This is a genomic window from Martinezella sp. CNPSo 3795 (assembly GCF_057784475.1).
On sequence record NZ_JBXSOQ010000033.1, the window covers coordinates 1 to 1,317 of the forward strand.

General features: G+C 57.7%; 1 protein-coding gene. It reads right to left on the bottom strand.

What is annotated here, in order from left to right; all coding sequences use genetic code 11:
• Positions 1–29: 29 nt before the first annotated feature.
• Positions 30–1,249 (bottom strand): IS3 family transposase gene (locus AC13QY_RS32045; protein WP_095433215.1). Its coding sequence is split into 2 segments (ribosomal slippage): positions 30–910 and positions 910–1,249, totalling 1,221 coding nucleotides; the frame shifts between segments, so codons are not numbered across the junction.
• Between the last annotated feature and the right edge of the window lie 68 nt (positions 1,250–1,317).

Below are 1,317 nucleotides of genomic sequence, written 5' to 3' on the forward strand. Positions count from 1 at the left end.
TGGAGTTGCCCCTTAAAAACCGGACCGGATCAGGTTTCTGTTTGACGGTTTAAGAACTCACGAGGCGAGCAATACCCCAATGCCTTATGCGGGTGAAGGGTGTTGTAGTGTTCGAACCATGAGGGCAGTTTCGCGATGACGGTTATGGCGTCCGGCAAGGGGTTGACCGAGACGTAATCGCGCTTGAAGGTTTTGACGAAGGCTTCGGCCATCCCGTTGGACTGGGGGCTGCGAACAGGCGTTGAACACGGCTCCATGCCGATATCGACGAGCAGCGACCTGGTATCCTTTGCGATGAAGCAGGAGCCGTTGTCGGTCAACCATTCGATTGGCTTTGGAAGGGTGTTGACGAGACCGAAGCGGTTCTCAACAGCCGTGATGACAAGGTCCTGGACGTCCTCGCTCTTGATGCCCTCGGTTGTCGCTACATGGGCAATGGCCTCGCGATCACAGCAATCGAGAGCGAAGGCAACGCGCACCTTCTCTTTATTGTCGCAGCCGATTTCGAAGCCGTCTGAACACCAGCGTAAATTCGACTGCTCGACAGCAACACGGCCATCGTGGCGACGGGTGTCGATTGCACCGGTGTGGCGCTGAAGGAGCATGCCGTGAACCTTCATCACCCGATAGACGCGCTTGGCATTCGGCCATGGACGGCTTTCGCTGCTGGCTTTACGGCGCAGGATCGCGTGAACCCGGCGATATCCGTAGGTCGGCATGTCGTCGATGATCGTCTTGATCTCATCCAGCAGTGCCTGATCGGCGAGCGGCGGCCGCCCTCTGGCTCTGGAAGGACGTTGCTTCACACGTTCCGCAATGTTGGATCGGGCGACACCCAGGGTCTCGCACACCGCCGTCATCGCGAACCATCCTTCGGCAACGAGAGCGAGCGCAACAGGTGTTTTTTTGACCCTGATGCTATCTCAAGCGCTTCTTTGAGGATTTCGCCTTCCATCGTCTTCTTGCCGAGGAGGCGCTGCAGCTCTTTCACCTGGTTCTGAAGCGCTCTGTATTCGGATGCTGGGACGACCTCTTCCTGCGATGCAGTGGCCGTCAGTGCACCCTGCGCCGCAAGTTTGCGCCAGGCGAACAACTGGTTCGGCTGAATCCCATGCCGTCGCGCAACGATGCTGACCGTGACGTCAGGCTCGTAGGTCTCCTGGACTATCGCGAGCTTCTCCGCTGTCGACCAGCGACGGCGGCGCTCAGGGCCGGACAGCACTTCTATCTTAGGTATGTGATTGGTCATAATGGGCACATTACTCCTAACACTTAACAAGTGGGAGATCGTGTCCGGGGATTTAGGGGGCCACTACA